The sequence below is a fragment of the Intestinimonas sp. genome (genome assembly GCF_026169115.1).
In the GTDB taxonomy this organism is placed as follows: domain Bacteria; phylum Bacillota; class Clostridia; order Oscillospirales; family Oscillospiraceae; genus Intestinimonas.
The window spans coordinates 1-18,141 of record NZ_JAPFEA010000001.1 but is presented as its reverse complement, the minus strand read 5'-3'; the positions used below and the strand labels follow the sequence as shown (position 1 = coordinate 18,141).

Genomic DNA, 18,141 nt, shown 5'->3' with positions numbered 1-18,141 from the left:
CTCGACCGCGGTTCAATGGGCGTGGATGTCCGGCAGATGAAAATGGCCGCTCCCAATATGACGCTGCGCCTGGGCAACCAAGAGCAGATGTGTCTGAGCACGCTGGGGCCCAACAATGAGTTCGGTGCGCGGGAACTTTGGCGACAGAATGGCGGAATGCCTACCTACCGGGAACTGCTCTACCACAGGACCCATCAGGAGCGCAACGCGATCCTGCGTTTCCTCTCCGGGCTGCCGGATCATCTGGATCTGGTGGTGGGCACTCAGAAATTTCATCTGGTTCATGGTTTCCCCGGCAGTGACCGAGACACCCGCATCTGGGGACGTGTAGCGCCGGACAGCATCAGTCCCTGGGCAGACACGATCTGCATTGTGGGCCATACGCCCACCTCTTACCTCTCCGAAAACTGTGGGGAGGATCTTTCTATCTGGTATGGCAATGGCATCATCGACATTGACTGTGGCTGCGGCAACTTGAAAACATCTCACCGCCGTTTGGCCTGTCTGCGATTGGATGATATGGCTGAGTTTTATGTGGGGACGCCAGATTGACAAACCATGATCGTCCACATATCGCCCTGTTCGGGTATCTCCCGGATATTTCTGTTCTGTAAGGTTATTGGAAGTGATAAACATGAAGCCTTTTATTATGAAACACAAGATGGAGAATGTGTCGCATTGTTTTATAATTTAGGTGAAAAAGGATTTATCCAAGCAAACTTTAGTAGTAAACTTAAAGATAAAAAGCAAAACGAAACAAGTAACCTATAAGGACAGCAGTGAAAATCAAGTGTCCTTTTTCTATACCCATGAGCCGAAAGACCAGCTATAAAAAGTCAATAGGGTAAGGTAAAAAATATTTTGGTGGGAGGGAGATAAGCGAAAGCATAAGAAATTGCCCAGATCAAAAGAGCAGGGCAGGTTGTTTCTGAATCGCTATGAAAAACGGAGTATCTAAATATATATAGAAGGCGAGATAGAAAATCATATCCCTTGGAGCACGAATATTTTCAAGCGGGGCACCCAGGTATTTCAGGACAAGTTTTCTGGAGACCAAGGTATCCCAGCAGAGATTGGCCAAGCGTTCGATGCGTCTGGAGACAGCTTCTGGAGATGATGGCTTTCCACGCCTGTTTTTCACGAACTTGGCCACATCAGGATAGATATCATCCGTCACATAGATATCGTCCATGGGAATTTTCTGAACAAACATGAGGTTCATGGCAATATCCACAGCATACGCCAAGGGGCGGATATCAGGTCCGGCGGCACCAAGGATCGAACGAATCACAGCTTCTGTTTTTGTCATAGAGAACCACCTTTTTCCAAAAGATGATTCCATGATAAAGGGTGCGGTGAAAAATCGATGACGGGCGACTTAAGTCGACAAAATATCCATTATTTTCCTTCTAGTGAAACGGGCTGCCATGGCCTGTCCTTTTTGAGAACGGAGTCGCAAAAGGCCGCCCTGGAGGCGGACAGCCAGATGGTCCGTCGGAGATAGGGCAAGCCCCGTTTGGAGATCTTCTGACGGGTGCCGGTGAATTCACCGGACTGCGTGACCCGCACGTCCAGCCCGGCAAAGGCGACCAGCTTGTTGGGGGCATCGAAGCGATGGATGTCCCCGATACCGGGAATGGTCGTGATATAGCTGCCGGTCATTCTTTGTCTGTCGGATGTACATTTTCCGAAATGCCTCAGACTGGATGGGATTGATGACCTTTACCTCAAAACCATGATCCAGCAGATACCCATATACGCTCAGCCAGTCGTGGCCGGTGGCCTCCATGCCGATGAGCAGATCATCCTCATTCGTGTCAACCCGCAAAGACAGGGGCGCAATTCTTTCTTTGGAAGCTGCACTTCAAGGAAGTGACCTGAGCCCTCCGTCCGCTGGCCTTATTATCCCACATGGCTTGTGGAACAACAAACCGTAAATACATTATACGAGGGAGTGAAGACACAGGTAAAATACCGTGTCATATGTCGTCATAGGGAAGAGTATCCCGTGGTAGTCATTGTAGAGTCTTTGGAGTATCCAGAAGCGGTTACTACACCTCTGTCCATCGCCGGGACAGGCCGGAGAAGGATATAGCTCTTGCGGAAGCGATTGCGCAGCAGCGGAAACGCAGTTTTCGTACCTACGAACGCAACGGACGGTAAACCTGGTGCTGGACACCATTACAACCATGAGCGCATCCAACTAAAGACTGGAGAGGCGCCGCTGACACGACGCCTCTCCACTTGTCTGGTGCCACACCTATTTTGAACAACTGCTCTCGGAGTATTTTGAAAGAGGCCGGTATGAGGCGGTGCTCCGGTAGACTCAAGCCATGATCGCCCTCTATGTGGAGACCAATCCTATCGCCTTCTGCTCCTACCAGGACCACCTGCTGATGGTGGATACCCTGTTGGAGATGTGCAGACTGCGCTCGGAGAGTATTCACGGGCAGCTGGGGAGACATTGCCCCAGCACCCTGATCCAGCAGGCAGAGCGTCCGGGACCTGGGGAATTTTGACGGCCTGGAGACTGCAAAAGAGCGGCAGGACAAGACGATGGTGCTGACAAGATCGTAGACAAAGGCAATGAAACCATCATTTCGTGTCACCTTCTCCTCAGATATAGAATGAGCGTCTGTTCAAGCTGCCTCCCGCCTACGGATACCAGGACGGCAGTTATAATTTCATTGCTGAGAGAGCTTCCTGCTCCGCTTTACAGTTATGTGCCTGCATGAAAGCAAATATTTCTCGGTAGGCACAGAGCATAGGTGACTGCATGACTTTCCGATCTTCTGCGGTCAACGGACGGTAATGACCTGTCTGGAAGCAAGCTTGCAGCGAAGCAAGATCCATTCCTGCGGGGACAAACGGAATTCCGGTTTTTTGTTTCAGGTTTTCCAGAATCAAAAACCCGTATGGATCCAGATCCCCATAGTGCAGATAAACAGCGTCCGGTTTGGAATTGTAGACCATACGGAGAAAACTCGCCCGTGCGGAATTTGGGAAACCACCCAGATATAAAACAGCTTGATTTCCTGATGGTATGTCGTGATAGGTAGTAAGGTTCTCTACGGTGATGACTGTCTGGGTCTCCAGGAGGACAGACCGTATTGCGCGCAAGCCATCAGAGGTCAAGCCAATGCCGCCTGGAAGATCGGTAACACGGATACATGAGTCCGGAAACTCCAATATCCAGCCGCCTTTCAAGTAGAGGTAGGTTGGATTTTCCAAAAGATTGTAATATTCCAGGATCTGCTTCTTTTCCACCGGCTGGTCCGTCAGATCAGAGAGAATACTACGGATGATCCCGGAAATGGATTGAAAGTGCTTGGAGTCATGGAATACGGCCTCAGAAAAATTGCGCACATAGGTATCTTCCTTCAGCTGCCCGATTTTTTCCAGAGCCAGCAGAACATCCCGCAGTTTCTCAAGATTCCCCTGCAGGCCGTATCCCGGTGAACGCCCTGCCTGAAGTGCGGCTATCATCTTTCCGGCAAAGCGGCCGGAGAGGGTGTCCGGGTTTTGTCTTCGGGCCTCCAAAAGAAGCTGCAGCTGCTCCTGCCGGATCTCCTGAGCTGGTTTCCGCCCCAAGAATTCATAGATTTCCTGAATATGGTCCAGCCGCAGGGTGATCTTGGTGTAGTATCCCTGGTCACTGCGGGGGGCGGTAACCATCTGCCAACTGGAAAGGTGCGTCACCGCGTCGTCAATGTCCTGCTCCTCCTCACTCAGGTGATCCCGGTACATGGGATAATGCTTTGCGAGATCGATGGTTATCGCCCGACGAGATTTACCATCTTGGGCAGAAGTTCCTTTCCTGCGTTCATAGCAATCCACCATCGCCGTGAGAATTTCGTGGGTGTAGTCTATCATTCCATCACATCCTGATAAAACGGGCGGACAGCATTGCGCGTACCGCTTTTGATAATGGAACAGGTGGTGTCACAGTAGGGCTGGATGGCCGAGGCTTTTTCCACTGTGGTGATAAGCACCGTCTGCAGCTGCATTTTGCGCAGCATCTGCATCATGGGGCGAATGCGGTCACTGGTCATGCGGCTGAACGCCTCGTCCAGTAGTGCCAGGCGAATGCTGTTCTCGCATTTGTCGTAGATCTGCAGCAGTGACGCACAGATTGCAATGTAGAACGGCGCCTGATTCTCTCCACCGCTGCTGTCCTGACTGACAGCGGAAAGACGGGTCACGCCGCCAGTGATCTGGTTGTGGCACTCAATGTCATACTCCAGGTAGTATCGGTAGTCCACATAGTGAGACAGCTCTGTGGATAGCTGCTTTCCCTCCAGGCGGCGCTGGGCGTTGACTTTCAGTTCTGCCAGGATCCGCTCCATCAATTCGTTGACCTGTGTTTCGTAGGCCGGGTCATTGCGGGCCAGAAAATCTTCGATGCTGCCGTCCCCCTGAATCCGCCGGTTGCTATCCTGCATGATTACATCATAAAATGCCCGGCGTTCAGGGTCGTTACTGGCCTGGATGACGAACTGATAGACCTCCTCGCCGTACTGCAGGTTTCCCATTGTGTGGTTGAGTTCCCGGAATTGCCGCTTGGCATTATAGATATCATCCTTCATCCGATACAGAATGTCTTCACGGAAACGCTGGCGGCACCGTTCCTGAGCCTGGTGCAGACTGGTAGAGTACCGTTCCAGATCCACATGGACCAGCCGTTCCTGCTGTTCCCGGAAGGTCTCGATGCCTTCCAGTCCCAGGGGATAGTCGCAGGTGTAGATGGTGTTATATTCCCGCTGCTTAGGGATCAGATGGTCCCGCAGCCATTCATCCAGGGCTCTGTCCACTTGATTTTGATAATTCGTCTGGTATTGGACGATCTTGTCCGGGGGACGGCTGCGGGCTGCGTCCTGATATTTTTTCTCTACCTCTGTCTGCAGCAAGGGCTCCTGTTGACAAAACACCAGCCAGCCAGCTCTGGCTTCATCCGCCTCCCGGATGGCCTGCTCCTGCATCCCTTGTTTTTCCAGGACCTTATCCGTCTGGGAGCGGAGCGCAGCTTCGATTTCCACCCGCTTTTGATCCTGCCGTGTCCATTCCTCCTGGCAGAGATGTTCGGCGGTGATCTTTGCCTGGAGAATGGGATTTTCTTTCCATATCTCGTATTCCTGCCGTGCCTGCTCCAGAGCCTGCCAACTGGTCTGATGCCGCTGGGCGCTGCCCCAGTTTTTGCGCAGATCCTCCAGAACGCTGCTGTGCAGAATGCGGCGGCATTGCTCCAGAATATCCCGCAGGGACTGTGCCTGGGCAGAACACTTGGCCAGCTGTCTGCGCAGAATTGAAAACTCCTCCCGGGCGGCTTTCAACTGCTGCTTGCGGGCTTCCATGCCGATATACAGCACAGGCGTGCGCAGGCGCGCCAACCGATAAGGATAGTGCCGCAGAAGATCTTTTGTGGCGCTCTGGGGATACGCTTCCAGCGTCTCCGACGTATCGCAGCAGATAATCTGCGCCAACAGGTTCTGTACGTAGTATCTGGCCAGCCAGTTTTCACTGGTGACTTTGGCGGCAAGGGTGCCGGGCTGCGGGGCGGCGGCGTCTTTTCCGCTGTCCCGTTCCAGAGCCGGACTGTCCAGAAGGCTGACCTGTCCCACCTCGGCTTTCAGATGCTCAAATACCCGTTTGGCGGTACGGTAATGCCGGGGGGAAACGAAGATGTCAAAACGGCGATTTCCAAGACAGGCTTCGATACACGCTTGCCAGTCGGGCTCCTGCACCGTCAGGATCTCGCAGAGAATGCGGGCATCGGCCTCCATGCCCTGCTGGGCCAGCTCCCGGTTGATGGCTTGGCAGACCCGTTTTGCCCGGTCCTGATCCGGATAGACCAACTGACCCTTTTCCAGTGTTTCGATTTTCGCCTGAAGGGTTTTCTGCCGCTCTTTTAGCTTCTGGAGATCGCTTCGGACCTGAAATTCCTCCTGATCCAGGGAGTCTTCCCGCTCCCGAAGCAATTGTTCCATGGCGGTGAGCTGCTCCGTCTGCCGCTGCTCCGGCAGCTGCTCAATGGCGTCCGGCATCTGTTCCTCCGGAAGTGATCGTCCGCAGTCAGCCAGCTTTCGATTCAGAGCTTCCAGCTCCTGTTTTGCGTTTTGCAGAGAGGAAAGGGCTTTTCTGGCCTCCGTGTAGTCCCTTTCCCGGTCCTTTACCAGATCCTCGAAGACTTGCAGCTGCTGGCGTTCCGGGCTGTTCTGGTTTTCCCGCAGGGCATCCATCCACCGCTGGTGGGCCTGCTCCGTCCGCTCCTTCTGCTCCTGAAGCTCTTCTTGCAGACGGTCGATCTCCCGGTTTCCGTCGCGGATGGCGGTAAGGATCTGTTCTTCCTCTTCGGCTGCCGCCTGTTGGCTGGCATACAGAACAAACCCCTGGTTCACTCTGCAGTCCCGCTGCTTGGAACGGGCCGTCTCGCCCAGGGTACTGATCTCTCTCAGCAGCTGCGCCCGCTCCTTTGCCTGGAGCAGCACGTCGTTGAGATGATCCAGTTCGATCTGCTCCTGCTGCAGTGCTTGGGGGTCAATTTCCGGCTGAGGGAGGATGTAGTGATAGATGAATTCCCGGAAGTCTGCAATGTCATCCATACTGGTGCCCATGGGGAACACTGCACAGAATTTCTTCCCCAGCGGGGAGTCTGCCGCTCCGATCCCCAGCGCACGGCAGATCAGGTCTTTTGCCAGCTTTTGATTGTCGGTATCCCGCATTTTCCTGTTTTTCAGGCAAAACTGTTCCCGCTTTGTGGGAACATGGTCGGGACCCAGGAAGGGGAGGTCCTCCAGCATGACGCCCCGGGGAGAGATGTACCAGCGCTGCTGTACGTGACGCATGTCCTCATCAGGTTTCTCCGATTCCACCCGGACCGTAATGACAAAGGTGTCCTTCCCAGGGACTGCGGTATCATCCCGAAACTCAGCGCCGATATAGGATACAGTGTGCCCCTTGCGGCTGTATCGGGGACGGTCTCCGTCCTGATCCCGCTGTTTGCCGTGTACCGAACCCAGAAGCGTCCGCTTGCTTTTGCGGTTACCCAGGGCGTTGAAGCTTTTGCTGGTGGTGAGGCAATACCGCAGGGCGTCCAGGATTGTGGTCTTGCCGACACCGTTGACGCCGATCAGATAGGTGATCTGCTGGATATTCAGAAGGTCGTCGACAAAATTATGCCAGTTGATCAGCCGTAGGCGGCACAGCGTAATCATACATCCTCCTCCTCAACAACCCTGCGGTACTTGTCCAGCGCCGCGGCCGTCTCATCTCTGGACGCCTTCAGGACATTGTCCGGCAGTGCTAGAATGACCGTGGGATAGATCTCGATTTTGGCATCTTCCCCGGTGAGGCGGTCCAGCGGCTTTGCCAAATTGTAGGCCTTGAGGGTCCGCAGGATGGATTCCAGTGTGATCCGATCCAGCTTGCGGGGAAGTCCCAGCTTTTGATACTCCTCCTGGATCTCTCCCACTGTGACGACGACGTGCTCTCCATCCAGAGAGAGCTTTTCCCGCTTTTGCAAATACAGCAGCCGGAAAATCAACAGCAGGATACTCTCGTATTTATTCAGCTTCGCCTGATTTCCCTCATACTCGCTGACCAGTGAGATCACCTTCAAAGGTGCGGAATGGTAGACAACCGTATAACCCAGGGGCTTGAAGATCCGGCGCAGCTCCTCCAGGTGATTGACCGCATAGTAATGCTTTTCTCGCAGGTCTTCCGCCTGCGACGGGAGAAAGCAGTGGTTGAGCAGATAGTTGGCGACCTCTCTTACGTCCATAGAAACCTCTCTTTCAGCTTCGTCTGCGTATCCAGAACTGCTGGAACCGGAATCCGCCGCAGGCAACCCATTCCTCCTGTTCGGAGATCTCATAATTGCGATCAGGGGACTGTGAGTATGTGTGAAGTCCGATGATTTTGATAAATTCCTGACTTTGTGCAGAAGCCAGTTCCAGAGCGGAAACCGTTTCCCGGTGCTCTAGCACCTGACCGGCAAAACGATTTACATTTTCCAGCGTGACCGCCTGACGGACATATTCCAGCAGCAGCGCCTGCTGACGCTGGAGTTCCTCCTCGGCTATGGGAGGCTCCGGAGGCGCCTGCTCGATGAGGGTGGGTTTTCGGCTGTTGACGACAGGCTTAAGAAAGTTCCTGTCCAAGGTCTCCGTGGGATAGAATTTCCAATGGCGGCTCAAAGGGCTCTCGTCTGGCTCGAACAGCTCTTCCGGGTGCTGAATGGTCTGGGTGTAATACCGCAGCAGATCGCTGATTTTTCCCTGGGCAGAGCCGTCGGAGAGCAGCATGAACTGAGCCCGCTGTACAGCCCGCTTCCGGTAGATCACATGGTTGCGGTCGATCTCCGCCAGCAGATCCCGCATGATCTCCAGCTCATCCCGCACCTTCTGGACCAGCCTTCGTACCGCAATGGCGGCTTCCGCCTCGCTGACCCGCTCCACTCTGCAGTAATCCGCGGCCAATACCTCGGCATACCGCCCGCTGCAGGTATCCAGCCCCTCCAGAATCCCGGTTCGGTACTGAAAAAGATTGTCGCTGGTCTTGAAGCGGTGGTAGGCTGCCACCACGATCTCATCTTCGTACTGCTGAAACAGGTCCAAGACTTCCTGGGGCGTCCGGTTCCGTGTCAGCTGATCGATGTAGGTCCCGATGGACGCATTGAGTTGCCGCAGGGAGGTGTTCAGGTCCGCCATATCAGAGGAGACTTCCTTGAGTACATTCTCATAGGGACTTTTTTCCTGTTCCATATCCTGGAGCAGCCGGTATGCTTTTAAGAGCTTTCCGCTGTAAGTGACGGTCTTGGGGTGGAGCAGCTGGTCAAAGAGCTGAAGCAGCCGGACTGCCAGGGCACACAGAGCGGTGCGGGGCTCCTCCTCATATCCGCCCTCCAAATCTTCCAGCCATCCCGTATCCCGCAAGCGGCGCACGAACAGCAGGCTCTGGCTTCTGGCATCGGATGCCGCTCCGTCCCATTCGTCTTCTTCGTCCGGCGGCAGAAGGGTCCCCAGTCCTTCCATATAGGTCTCTGCCAGCTCTGTGAGGGTGCTTTTTTCTATGCTGTAGTCCTGGGACGTGCTGCATCTGTCCCAGATCAGCATCAACAAGTCAGCATAAATACGTTGATGCCGCCCCGCCAGAGGCCGGAACATTTTCGAATTGAGTAAATCAAAAAGATTCATTTTGAGACCTCCCATTCAGGTAGAGAGAACGGTTAAGGTATCCAAAGCATCAGGCCTATTTGTGCAGAAAACTTTTTGCAGAACGGCTTTCTGGCTTGTTTTTACAGTAAGGAATCAAAAGAGTACGGCTCTGTTATTTATGGTGGCCCGCTTTGTCAAAATTAACTTTATAGGAATATTCCGGCTGCGTCAAGCTCCAATGCCTGCGATATCATCGACAAAAAAGAAAGGAATGACTTCCCCCTGGGGGGCCTGTAAGATCTGGGCACATTCAGCAACTGAGCATGCTTGGTGTAAAAACTGTCCCTTTCAGACTTCTCAGAGGTAACATACCAAAAACCTGAACATGAAAAAGAGCCCTTCTGGACAGGCTGTGGCAGCGGATGCCGCACCTGGTCAAGAAGGGCTCTCTGACTACATGCAAAACCACTATAAACGCCTGTAAAATGCGGAGAACCGCTTTGAAAGCAAGATGCCGGGAGTTCGGGGGCCTTGTGCAGAGCGATTCCGCTCAGCACCTGTACGTAGACGTTTTACTCCATGGTCTGGAATCTCACTCAAAATCACGGTGCTATGAATTCCATCGGCTTTTTTGTTGACCTGCTCTGCATTTGCACGTTGGCGGAGGCTGGAATATGCACAAGCGGTCAAAAAAACAGCCAGGGACCACCATAGCGATCCCTGGCTGCTTTTTCATTCAAAATCCTGTTTGCGGCAAAGCCTGCCGCAGGTCACATCAGCTTTACGGTGTAATAGACGGCCATAATGAAGATCCAGGCCACCAGCGCGAAGATGAGGTAGTAGGCGACCGCCGTGCCCAACAGGAGGGCGGCGGCCACAGCCACAGCCACCACGGCGCAGGTGAGGTAGATCATGCCGTAGGAGGCGCTGCGGGAGAAAAGCTGGAGCTTTTTGCCGCCCAGGGTGAGGACGCCGTCCTTGGCGGAGAGGGAACGGCACAGCAGCACGGTCCCCACCAGGATCACCGCCAGGACCGCCACGTAGGCATAGACCAGCGTCTGGTGTCCGCCGCCGGCCCGGCGGAAGAGCCACAGGCCCACCAGCCCCAGGGCGGAGAGAACGGTGACGGCGAAGAACTCATGCTGATAGAGGTAGTACACCAGAGCCAGCACGGCGGCGGCAGGGACGGCCCCGCAGAGGAACTGCACGCCGGTGGCATAGAAGCGGTAGGTGACCACGGAGATCACCAGGCCCACGAAGAAAACGCCGGCCAGGATGGCGGGTAAGGTGATGCGCTTGCCGCCTTTGGCCCAGAAATAGCTCCAGAAAAGACAGAGCGCGGCGCCGACAGCGGTGACACCGATGAGCACAGGCCAAGCCTTCAGCAGGGCGCCGGCGAATTCGATCTCACCGGGGGCGGTGGTGACATTGATATAGTAGCGGTTCAGCAGCAGCAGGACCAGCTCCGCCACCACAGCGGCGCCAAACCAGATGAGAACCCGGTTCAGAACGATGTCCTCTTTGTGGTTGCGTGCCGCGCGCTTATCCGCCGCGCGTTTTTCTTTATCCATGGATCCATCTCCTCGTTTGATGCTCAAAACGACTGGCCGGTGTAACGGCCAGTCTAACAGATGCTATTCTACCAGAAACCCAGACGTTTTGCAACAAGAAAAAACGACGATTCTAACCTATGTTGCCAGAAAGAACCGGATATGATACAATCAACTTGATTTTTCTATCTGTGAGGCAGACGATGAAACATATTTTTCCTCTCCTGTGTGCCGTAGCGCTCCTCTCTGGCTGTGGGCCTGCCGCAGAACCGGTCAGCCAATCCTTTTTTGCCATGGATACCCCCATGTCCATTACTGCGTATCATAGAGACCCTGCCGAAGCGCTGGTGGCCGCACAGCAGGCGGTCAACCGGCTGGACGCCCTGTGGTCCCGGACCCGGCCTGGCAGCGATGTGACCCGGCTCAATGCCGCCGCCGGCGCCGAACCGGTGGAGGTGGACCCGGACACCGCAGCCCTCCTGGAGAAGGCCAACGCCGCCGCCCTGGAGAGCGAGATGGCCTTCGATCCGGTGCTGGCCCCCGTTATGGACGCCTGGGGCTTCGGCGCCACCGAGAGCGAGACCACGGCGGTCCACCGGGTGCCGGACCAGGCCGAGCTGGAGAAGCTGCTGTCCCTGACCCGGGACCTGCCGGTGCTGGACGGGGATACCGTCTCCCTGCCCATAGCAGGGCAGGCGGTGGACCTGGGGGCCATCGCCAAGGGGGCCGCCGCCGCCGATGTGGTGGAGGTCCTCACTGCCCATGGGGTGGACTCCGCCGTGATCGCCCTGGGGGGCAACATCACCGCCCTGGGGACCCGGCCAGACGGCAGTCCCTTCCGGGTGTATGTCCGGGACCCACAGGGTGGGGGAGAGGACTACTTGTGTATGATGTCCCTGCCGGCGGGGCGGACCTGCTCCACCTCCGGTGGGTATGAGCGGTACTTTGAGGCCAACGGACAGACCTATCACCATATCGTTGACCCTGAGACCGGCTATCCGGCCCAGTCGGGCCTCCGCTCCGTGACGGTGGTGGCCGAGGACCCCGCCCTGGCCGACGCGTGGTCCACCGCCCTCTATGTCCTGGGGGCGGAGGAGGCCCTTACCCGTTGGGAGAGCGGGGAGGGCACAGTGGCTGGAATGGACCTCATCCTGGTGACAGAGGAGGACCATGTCTATGTGACCCAGGGCCTGGAGGAGGGCCTGGAGCCGCTGGGAGAGGAGGCGGGCTACACCTATGAGATCGTCCGCCGCTGACCGCACCCGGCCCACCCCCCTGGATGGTCTTGTGGTCCTGGCGGTGCTGGCCGCCGCCGCGGCCATCTTCTATTTTTTTCGCCCTGTGTCCGGCAACTTTCTCACCGCCCGGATCGTCTTAGACAATGAGCTGGTGGCGGAGCTCCCCCTTTCCGACCTGACGGAGCCGGTCACCCTGGAGGTGCCGGGGGTTCGGTATCCCATCACGGTGGAAGGGGAGAATGGCCGGGTCCGGGTCCTGCACAGCGACTGCCCCAGCCAGGACTGCGTCCACACCGGCTGGGTCTCCCGGTCCGGCGGGCAGATCGTGTGCCTGCCCAACCGGCTGGTCATCACCGTCACCGGCGGCGCGGCGGAAGCCGACGCCGTCACCGGCTGAGGAGGGCGAAGCATGACACACTCCGTCCGTCGGCTCACCCGCTGCGCCGTCCTCACCGCTCTGGCCCTGGCCATCTCGGTGTGCGAGGGGCTGGTGCCCCTGAGCGTCCTCATCCCCTTGCCCGGCCTGCGGCTGGGCCTTGCCAATCTGGTCACGGTATACGCTCTGTGCCGCCTTTCGGGGCGGGATGCCCTGGGCATTCTGGTCTCCCGCTGCCTGCTGGGGGCGGTGGTGGGGGGCAACCTCACCGCCCTGGCCTTCTCCCTCAGCGGGGGGCTGCTGGCCCTGGGTACCATGTGGCTCCTCCTCCGGGTACCGGGGCTCTCCCTCTTCGGCGTGTGCATCGCCGGGGCCGCCGCCCACAACACCGGGCAGATCCTGGCGGCCATGGGCGTGCTGGCCTCCCCGGCCATCGCCATCTATCTGGCCCCCCTGCTGGCGGCCAGCGTCCTGACCGGGGCGGTCACCGGCGCGGCCTCCATCCTGCTGGTGCGCCGGGTGCCCTTTGATGAGGGGAAACCGTAACGGATTCGTTACCGTTTTGTAGTGTATTTCGCTCCAATGTGTCGTATGATGCTCCTATCAAGAAAAATAATGGAGGAATCCCGTGATGAAACAGCTCACCCGTCCTGCGGCGCTCCTGCTGGCCCTGGGGCTCACGCTGACCCTCTCCGCCTGTGGCGGCAAGGAGGAGGCCCAGTGGCAGCCCAGCCCCAGCCCCAGCTCCACTCCCGCTCAGGAGAGCGAACCCCTGTCTGAAAACAGCCCCACGCCGGCTGCCGACCCCTATGACGCCGTGCGGACCTACTGGTCGGAGGAACAGCTCACCCAGTCCTGGGGGCCCGACCAACCGGTGGAGCACATCTTCTTCCACCCCGTCATCGCCTATCCCCAGTATGCCTTCCATGAGAGCGCCCTGCCGGAGTCCCAGCGCATCGGCCTGGACGACTGGATGGTGACGGTGGACGAGTACAAAAAGATCCTCCAGAACCTCTATGACAAGGACTATATCCTGGTGGCCATGGAGGACGTCTGGAGCGAGGTCACCGACGGGGGCAGCCCCCGCATGGTCCGCAACACGCTGCAGCTCCCCGAGGGGAAGAAGCCCCTCATCATCTCCTTCGACGATGTGAACTACTATGAGTATATGTTGGAGGGCGGCTTCACCTCCAAGCTGGTGGTGGGGGAGGACGGTCAGATCTGGGCTGAATGCACCGACCCCTACACCAAGGAGACCTTCCTCACCCAGGACCTGGACGCCACCCCCATCCTGGACCAGTTCGTGCTGGAGCACCCCGACTTCTCCCTCAACGGGGCCAAGGCCATCTTCTCCCTCACCGGCTACCAGGGCATCCTGGGCTACCGGACCCAGGATGACCGGGACATTGCCGCCAATGACCCCGGTCGGCCGGCCTTTGAGACCTACCGCCAGGGGGAGATCGAGGCGGTGAAGCCGGTGATCGAGCGGCTCAAGGAGACGGGCTGGACCTTCGGCTCCCACACCTGGGGCCACATCAATCTGGGCAGCGAGACGCGCACTCTCCAGTCGGTCCAGAACGACACCGAGCGGTGGCTGGACGAGGTGGGGACCCTGGTGGGGCCCACCAACATCCTCTTCTATCCCCACGGCGCCCGGCCCGACGGGGATGACTGGCACAAGACCGGCCCCATGTTCCAGTACCTCCAGAGCATGGGCTTCCGGGTCTTCGCCAGCGTGGGGATCAACTCCTTCTCCTATGTGAAGGACGACATCTCCGCCGTCATCTGTGACCGGCTCCACCCGGACGGGACCACCCTGCGCTGGTCCCGGGACCGCTATCTCCAGTTCTACAACGCCGAGGACATCATCGACCTGGACGTGCGCCCCGACCTGGGCGTGGGCTGGTAAGGACAAAGACAACAAAAGCCGCCTGACGCAATGCGTCAGGCGGCTTTTACAGCTTACAGGCCGGGGTCGCAGCTGGTGGAGAGGAGGTCCTCCCAGGTCTGCCGCCGGACCATGAGCCCGGAGCGGCCCTCCTTCACCAGGACCACCGCCGGGATGGGGTTGGAGTTGTAGTTGCTGGCCATGGCGTAGCCGTAGGCCCCGGTGGAGAGGACGGCCAGGATGTCCCCCTGTTCCAGGGCGGGGAGGGCGGCGTCCCGGAGGAGGATGTCCCCCGACTCGCAGCACTTGCCGCACACGGTCACCACCTCCTCGGCGGGGACCTCCGCCTTGTTGGCGGCAACGGCCCGATAGCTGGCCTGATAGAGGGCGGGGCGGATGTTGTCGGTCATGCCGCCGTCCACCGACACATACTTCCGCACGCCGGGGATGTCCTTGATGGAGCCCACGGTATAGAGGGTGATGCCGGCCTCGCCCACCACGCTGCGGCCTGGCTCGGTGACCACCGCCGGGTGGGGGAGCCCCAGCGCCCGGAAGAAAGCGTCGATGCGCTCCATCATGGGGTCCAGGTACCAGCCGTAGTCCCTGGGCGTCTCGTCGGTATAGCAGATGCCGAAGCCGCCGCCTACATTGAGCTCGGTCATGGCGAAGCCGTACCGGGTCCAGGACTCCTTCACCAGACCCAGCACCGTGTCCAGGGCCTCCAGATAGGGCCGGACCTCAAAGAGCTGGGAGCCCACATGGAAGTGAAAGCCCAGCAGGTCCACCCAGGGGGAGTCGATGGCGGCCTTGACGGCGGGGTAAAGGATGTCCTCGTCCAGGGGGATGCCGAACTTGGAGTCCTTTTTGCCGGTGATGATATAGTCGTGGGTGTCGGCCTTGACGCCGGGGGTGACCCGATAGAGGACCTTCATCTTCTTCCCGTGCTGGGCGCAGATGGATTCCAGCAGGGAGAGCTCCTGGAGCCCGTCGATGATGATGCGCCCCACGCCGTGCTCCACCGCCAGCTCCAGCTCAGCGGGCAGCTTGTTGTTGCCGTTGAACTCGATGCGCTCCGGGGGGAAGCCGGCGGCGAGGGCGCAGGTGAGCTCGCCGCCGGAGACCACGTCCACGCACAGTCCGGCCTCCTTCACCAGCCGCAGCAGAGCGGGGGTGCAGAAAGCCTTGGCGGCATAGGCCGCCCGGGTGTTCTCCCACCGGTCCAGAAACTGGGTGTGGAGGGCCTGGAAGCGCCCCTCCAGAGCGGTCTGGGAGTAGACGTACAGGGGGGTGCCGTAGGTCTGGGCCAGGGCGGTGACGTCGCAGCCGTCAAAATAAAGGGTGTTGTCTCGGATCTCCATGCACATGGGTGATCGCCTCCCGGTCTTTCGTGGGCGGGAGCGGCGGCCCCCGCAGAGTATCTGGCAATATTATACCAGCTTTGCGGCCATGCGCAACCGGTCACCGACAAAAAACGCAGCTTGTCGAAAAAGCAGAAACACCTCAAATTTCGTGCAAGAGTCTCGCAGAGTTCCGTTGTCCGCAGACAACGGAAGAAAAATCTGTTTTTTCCAAGGACATGTGCCTTGGAAAAAACGCTTCTCAGCCTGCAAGCGTGCGAGTTGGGCCCCAAACAAAGCCCAGCAAAGCGGCTTTGTTTGGGGCCCAACGAAGTGCGACGCAGCAGGCTGCATCCCTTCGAAAAAATACTTGCATTTTTGAGAGAGCCTGTCGACTTTGTCGACAGGCTCACGGAGTTCAGGGGAGACTTTTCCAGTGGCGGTAGGCGTCCACCGCCGGTCGGATGGAGATGAGGGCGTAGCCCGCCAGCACGATGAGGAAGCCCACGGTGACCACGTCGGGGACGATGACCCCCAGCTTCAGCCCCAGCAGGCCCAGGGCGTCCAGAAGCAGGGCCCCGAAGAGCCACAGGAACTGGCTGACCATGGCCTGACGGGCCTCCTCCCGCCGGCGCTCCGGGGTGTCGGGCGCGTTGGCCCGGTCCTGAGCCCGTTTCCGGCGCTTCCAGACGTTGTCGCTCTCAAAGAGCCGCATGGCGGTCACCTCCCGGCCGGTAGTCCTCCAGGTATCTGGCCGCCGCCGGGCGGACCCGGTCCCGGATGGCCTGGGACAGGCCGATGGCGGTGCCCCCCTCCTGGGAGGCGTAGTCCCGGACGGCGTCCATATAGGCCCGGCGCAGCTCGGTGCCCACGTTGATCTTGCACACCCCCATGGACACCGCCCGGCGGAGGTCAGCGCCGGGGATGCCGGTGCCGCCGTGGAGGACCAGGGGAATGGCGCACCGCCGGGCCAGCTCCTCCAGCAGGGGGAACTGGAGCTCGGGCGCGCCCTGATAGAGACCGTGGGCGTTGCCCACCGACACCGCCAGGGCGTCCACCCCGGTGCGGCGGACGAATTCCTCCGCCAGAGCCGGGTCGGTGAAGCGGCTCACGGCACTCTCCACATGCTCCTCCTGGCCGGCGATGACCCCCAGCTCGCCCTCCAGCAGGGCGCCCCGGATGTGGCATTTTTTCGCCAGCTCAGCACAGATGGCCACATTTTCGGCAAAGGGACGCTGGGAGCCGTCGAACATGACGGAGTCGAAGCCGGCCTCAGCGCACCGCAGCAGCAGGTCCCGGTCGGTGCAGTGGTCCAGATGGGCATAGACGGGGATGGAGCGCCCCCGTCCCACCGAGCGGCACAGGTCCACATATCGCTCCGGCCCCAGGAACCGGACGGTGGCCATGCCGGCCATCATGACGGCGGGCAGCCCCGCCTGGGCGCAGGCGTCGGCCACCGCCTCCATGGTGTCCAGCGTGTCGGCGATAAAGGCGCCCACAGCGTAGCCGCCTGTCCTTGCCGCCTGAAAATAATGCATGGAAAAGCCCTCCTTTTTATGATACCACACAAAACATCCTATGTTTTCGAGCATCCTATCATCTGCCCCCTTCCTTGTCAAGTGATTCCTCCTGCGAAAGAAAGGTTTTGTTCTTACTAATGCAGAAAGTTGTAGATATTGCATAAAAACAGGAGGTAAAAGCTGGGACATATTACGGATTTACAACAGCGGAGAAATTTGCTACTCTTAACATAGGATGTAAAACATAGGATGTTTACAGAGGAGGTCAACGGATATGAAGGTAGGTCTGATCTACACCAGCACCACCCCCGAGCTCATTGAGCTGGTGGAGCGGGAGGTCAAGGGCCAGCTGGGCGAGGATGTGGAGCTTTACAGTCTCCAGGACCCCAGCATCCTGGCCGACGTCCGGGAGGCGGGCTATGTGACCACGGCTCCGGCGGCGCGGCTCATCGGCATGTATATGCAGGCCGCTCAGGCCGGGGTGGACGCCATGCTCAACCTGTGCAGCAGCGTGGGTGAAGTGGCAGACTGCGCCCAGGACGCGGCCCGATACATCGGCGTGCCCATCGTCCGGGTGGACGAGGAGATGTGCCGGGAGGCCGTCCGCAGGGGCAGCCGCATCGGCGTGATGGCCACCCTGCCCACCACCCTGGAGCCCACCAAGAACACGGTGCTGCGGGTGGCCCGGGAGGCCGGTAAGAAGGTGGAGCTGGTGGACTGCCTGGTGGACGGGGCCTTCGGCCTGGACCAGGACCAGTTCAAGGCCCGGCTCACCGAGGCGGCCAAGGCCATCATCGACCAGGTGGACGTGGTGGTGCTGGCCCAGGGCTCCATGGCCTATGCCGAGCCCCATCTGGAGGCCACCTACGGCAAGCCCTTCCTGGGCAGCCCCCGGTTCGGCGCCGCCGAGCTGAAGAAGGCCCTGGAGCGCAAGGGCGCCCTCTGAGATCCGTTTAGGTTCGCCCGCAGTCTGCGGGCGTGAAAAAAGAATGGAATGAAAGGAAGTACCGTCATGAAGAAGAGACTCACTGCACTGCTCCTTACCTCCGCCCTCGTGTTCTCCCTGGCCGCCTGCGGCGG

Annotated in this window: 17 protein-coding genes and 1 pseudogene; 7 read left to right on the top strand and 11 right to left on the bottom strand. The window is 58.6% G+C overall.

The window, feature by feature from the left end:
• A partial coding sequence (locus Q0Y09_RS00090) for a hypothetical protein (RefSeq protein WP_297716337.1) occupies nucleotides 1-552 on the top strand: 552 nt, incomplete at its 5' end.
• Between the two features lie 352 nt (nucleotides 553-904).
• Here Q0Y09_RS00090 and Q0Y09_RS00085 read toward each other — a convergent pair.
• From Q0Y09_RS00085 to Q0Y09_RS00075, 3 genes and pseudogenes are all read right to left on the bottom strand, one after another.
• Nucleotides 905-1,309 carry a hypothetical protein gene (locus tag Q0Y09_RS00085; protein WP_297716336.1) on the bottom strand — a complete coding sequence of 135 codons (405 nt, stop codon included), beginning with the start codon at nucleotides 1,307-1,309 and terminating at the stop codon, nucleotides 905-907.
• A 173-nt stretch (nucleotides 1,310-1,482) separates the two neighbouring features.
• Nucleotides 1,483-1,602: pseudogene (locus Q0Y09_RS00080) on the bottom strand (transposase); the annotation flags it as partial.
• Nucleotides 1,547-1,789 (bottom strand): transposase, encoded by a 243-nt coding sequence (locus Q0Y09_RS00075; protein ID WP_297716338.1) that lies wholly within the window; start codon nucleotides 1,787-1,789, stop codon nucleotides 1,547-1,549. The gene Q0Y09_RS00075 and the pseudogene Q0Y09_RS00080, both read right to left, overlap by 56 nt.
• Before the next feature lie 544 nt (nucleotides 1,790-2,333).
• On the opposite strand from Q0Y09_RS00075, the gene Q0Y09_RS00070 reads away from it, so the two are divergent.
• Nucleotides 2,334-2,519, top strand: coding sequence for a hypothetical protein (locus Q0Y09_RS00070; RefSeq protein WP_297716335.1), 186 nt, complete (start codon nucleotides 2,334-2,336; stop codon nucleotides 2,517-2,519).
• Nucleotides 2,520-2,676: 157 nt separating this feature from the next.
• On the opposite strand, the gene Q0Y09_RS00065 is transcribed toward Q0Y09_RS00070, so the two are convergent.
• From Q0Y09_RS00065 to Q0Y09_RS00045, 5 genes are all read right to left on the bottom strand, one after another.
• On the bottom strand, nucleotides 2,677-3,873 hold the full coding sequence (locus Q0Y09_RS00065; RefSeq protein ID WP_297716334.1) for a Wadjet anti-phage system protein JetD domain-containing protein: 1,197 nt from the start codon (nucleotides 3,871-3,873) through the stop codon (nucleotides 2,677-2,679).
• Nucleotides 3,870-7,211, bottom strand: coding sequence for an ATP-binding protein (locus Q0Y09_RS00060; RefSeq protein WP_297716333.1), 3,342 nt, complete (start codon nucleotides 7,209-7,211; stop codon nucleotides 3,870-3,872). The genes Q0Y09_RS00065 and Q0Y09_RS00060 overlap by 4 nt, the downstream gene beginning before the upstream one ends.
• Nucleotides 7,208-7,777 (bottom strand): DUF4194 domain-containing protein, encoded by a 570-nt coding sequence (locus Q0Y09_RS00055; RefSeq protein ID WP_297716332.1) that lies wholly within the window; start codon nucleotides 7,775-7,777, stop codon nucleotides 7,208-7,210. The genes Q0Y09_RS00060 and Q0Y09_RS00055 overlap by 4 nt, the downstream gene beginning before the upstream one ends.
• 13 nt (nucleotides 7,778-7,790) lie before the next feature.
• Entirely contained in the window at nucleotides 7,791-9,110 is a 1,320-nt protein-coding gene (locus tag Q0Y09_RS00050; RefSeq protein WP_297716331.1) for a Wadjet anti-phage system protein JetA family protein, read from the bottom strand.
• A gap of 812 nt (nucleotides 9,111-9,922) precedes the next feature.
• The gene (locus Q0Y09_RS00045; protein ID WP_297716330.1) at nucleotides 9,923-10,723 is read right to left on the bottom strand and encodes a hypothetical protein; all 801 of its coding nucleotides are present in this window, start codon (nucleotides 10,721-10,723) and stop codon (nucleotides 9,923-9,925) included.
• Nucleotides 10,724-10,995: 272 nt separating this feature from the next.
• Here Q0Y09_RS00045 and Q0Y09_RS00040 point away from each other — a divergent pair, with 272 nt between their 5' ends.
• The 4 genes from Q0Y09_RS00040 (at nucleotide 10,996) to Q0Y09_RS00025 (ending at nucleotide 14,225) form a co-directional block, all read left to right on the top strand.
• On the top strand, nucleotides 10,996-11,958 hold the full coding sequence (locus Q0Y09_RS00040) for an FAD:protein FMN transferase (protein ID WP_297716329.1): 963 nt from the start codon (nucleotides 10,996-10,998) through the stop codon (nucleotides 11,956-11,958).
• Nucleotides 11,939-12,337 (top strand): NusG domain II-containing protein, encoded by a 399-nt coding sequence (locus tag Q0Y09_RS00035; RefSeq protein WP_297716328.1) that lies wholly within the window; start codon nucleotides 11,939-11,941, stop codon nucleotides 12,335-12,337. Before Q0Y09_RS00040 ends, Q0Y09_RS00035 begins: the two co-directional genes overlap by 20 nt.
• A gap of 12 nt (nucleotides 12,338-12,349) precedes the next feature.
• Nucleotides 12,350-12,862, top strand: a complete 513-nt coding sequence (locus tag Q0Y09_RS00030) for a Gx transporter family protein (RefSeq protein ID WP_297716327.1) — start codon at nucleotides 12,350-12,352, stop codon at nucleotides 12,860-12,862.
• A gap of 85 nt (nucleotides 12,863-12,947) precedes the next feature.
• Nucleotides 12,948-14,225 (top strand): hydrolase, encoded by a 1,278-nt coding sequence (locus Q0Y09_RS00025; protein WP_297716326.1) that lies wholly within the window; start codon nucleotides 12,948-12,950, stop codon nucleotides 14,223-14,225.
• 53 nt (nucleotides 14,226-14,278) lie between these two features.
• Here Q0Y09_RS00025 and lysA read toward each other — a convergent pair whose 3' ends face one another.
• From lysA to Q0Y09_RS00010, 3 genes are all read right to left on the bottom strand, one after another.
• Nucleotides 14,279-15,568, bottom strand: coding sequence for a diaminopimelate decarboxylase (lysA, locus tag Q0Y09_RS00020; protein ID WP_297716325.1), 1,290 nt, complete (start codon nucleotides 15,566-15,568; stop codon nucleotides 14,279-14,281).
• 391 nt (nucleotides 15,569-15,959) lie between these two features.
• A complete protein-coding gene (locus tag Q0Y09_RS00015; RefSeq protein WP_297716324.1) occupies nucleotides 15,960-16,256 on the bottom strand; it encodes a hypothetical protein in 297 nt (98 codons plus the stop codon).
• A complete protein-coding gene (locus Q0Y09_RS00010) occupies nucleotides 16,243-17,079 on the bottom strand; it encodes a class II fructose-bisphosphate aldolase (RefSeq protein ID WP_297716323.1) in 837 nt (278 codons plus the stop codon). The genes Q0Y09_RS00015 and Q0Y09_RS00010 overlap by 14 nt, the downstream gene beginning before the upstream one ends.
• 256 nt (nucleotides 17,080-17,335) lie before the next feature.
• Here Q0Y09_RS00010 and Q0Y09_RS00005 point away from each other — a divergent pair, with 256 nt between their 5' ends.
• The gene (locus tag Q0Y09_RS00005) at nucleotides 17,336-18,007 is read left to right on the top strand and encodes an aspartate/glutamate racemase family protein (protein ID WP_297716322.1); all 672 of its coding nucleotides are present in this window, start codon (nucleotides 17,336-17,338) and stop codon (nucleotides 18,005-18,007) included.
• Nucleotides 18,008-18,141 lie beyond the last annotated feature (134 nt).